This window comes from Serratia sp. ASV30, from assembly GCF_016428815.1.
GTDB classification, from domain to species: domain Bacteria; phylum Pseudomonadota; class Gammaproteobacteria; order Enterobacterales; family Enterobacteriaceae; genus Chania; species Chania fonticola_C.
The window spans coordinates 1-1,974 of the sequence record NZ_JAELTL010000132.1; the positions used below are offsets into that span (position 1 = coordinate 1).

Consider the following 1,974-nt stretch of genomic DNA (forward strand, 5'->3'; position numbering starts at 1 on the left):
CGCCATTGGCTCGGTGGTGGTGGACAACAGCGGTAACTGGACGTTTACCCCGGGCACTGGCCTGGTGAACGGCGCGCACGACTTCACCACCACGGTGACCGACCCGGCCGGCAACACCAGCGCCGAGGGCGAACACCTGAAGGTGACGGTGGATGTGGTTCCGGGCCAGGTAGCGTTGAGCAACCTGGTGGACGATGTGGGGCTTATCACCGGCCCTGTCGTGCAGAACGGCGTGACGGACGATACCCGTCCAACGTTGAACGGCACGGCCAAAGCCGGCAGTCTCGTCACGGTCCTTGACGGCAGTAACGTGCTGGGCAGCACCACGGCGAAAGGCGATGGTACCTGGAGCTTCACGCCAACCACCGATCTGGGCCAGGGCGCACACAGCCTGAGCGCCACGGCGGTGGATCCGGCGGGCAACCCGAGCACCAGCAGCAACTGGATGTTCACGGTTGACACGGTGCAACCAACGGTTCCGTTTATCGACTCGGCGGCGGACGATGTGGGCAGCGTACAGTTGCAGAACATGGTCAGCGGCAGTGCGACGGACGATCCGACGCCGACCCTGACGGGCCGGGCGGAAGCCCACAGCACGGTGACGGTCTCCGACCAGAACGGCGTACTGGGCACGGCGAAAACCGATGCCAATGGTGACTGGTCGTTTACCCCGACCTCCAACCTGTCGGAAGGCGAGCACCGCTTTACGGTCATGGCAACGGACGCGGCGGGCAACGTCAGCGACAAGTCGAACACCTTTGTGCTGACGCTGGACTTCAGTGCACCGGATGCAAGCAAAGTGGCGATCACCGGGGTCGATGACCAGGTGGGCGCAGTGACGGGCAACGTGGTGACCGGTGGGATCACCGATGACAACCGGCCAACCATCCACGGGACCGGGGCGGAAGCGGGCAACACCATCACGGTGTACAACGGCAGCAAGGCGATCGGCTCGGCCACCGTGCAGGCGGACGGCACCTGGTCACTGAAACCGAGCCTGCCACTGGCAGACGGTTTGGTGACGCTGACGGCGAAGGAAACTGACCGCGTGGGTAACACCACCGTGCCATCACCGGAGTACGCGATCAGTATTGTGACCGTACCACCGCAGGCCCCGACCATCACCAACGTGGTGGATAATGCTGAACCGCACACCGGCGCGCTGCAGAAAGGGGATGTCACCAACGACAACACCCCGACCCTGAACGGCACCGCCTTGGCGGGCGGCACGGTGACGGTGTTCGACAACGGAGTGGCGATTGGCTCTACCGTGGCGGACAGCAACGGGGCCTGGGCGTTTACCCCAAGCCCGGCACTGAATGACGGCAATCACAGCCTGAGCGCCTCGGTCACCGACAGCATCGGCCAGACCAGCCCGACCACCGGCGGTTTTGCCATCATGGTAGACACCACGCCACCGGCCCCGGCCACCGGCCTGGTAGTCACCGACAATGTCGGTGCCGAGCAGGGCGCACTGATGCCAAACGCCATCACCGATGACGCCACGCCAAGCTTCAGTGGCAAGGCGGAAGCGGGCAGCACCGTCACCATTCTGGACAATGGCAGCGCCATTGGCTCGGTGGTGGTGGACAACAGCGGTAACTGGACGTTTACCCCGGGCACTGGCCTGGTGAACGGCGCGCACGACTTCACCACCACGGTGACCGACCCGGCCGGCAACACCAGCGCCGAGGGCGAACACCTGAAGGTGACGGTGGATGTGGTTCCGGGCCAGGTAGCGTTGAGCAACCTGGTGGACGATGTGGGGCTTATCACCGGCCCTGTCGTGCAGAACGGCGTGACGGACGATACCCGTCCAACGTTGAACGGCACGGCCAAAGCCGGCAGTCTCGTCACGGTCCTTGACGGCAGTAACGTGCTGGGCAGCACCACGGCGAAAGGCGATGGTACCTGGAGCTTCACGCCAACCACCGATCTGGGCCAGGGCGCACACAGCCTGAGCGCCACGGCGGT

General features: G+C 64.7%; 1 protein-coding gene. It reads left to right on the forward strand.

Features of this window, described 5'->3' with window-relative positions; all coding sequences use genetic code 11:
* The coding region (locus tag JHD74_RS25655; RefSeq protein ID WP_233169688.1) for an Ig-like domain-containing protein at window positions 1–1,974 on the forward strand (1,974 nt) is incomplete at both ends.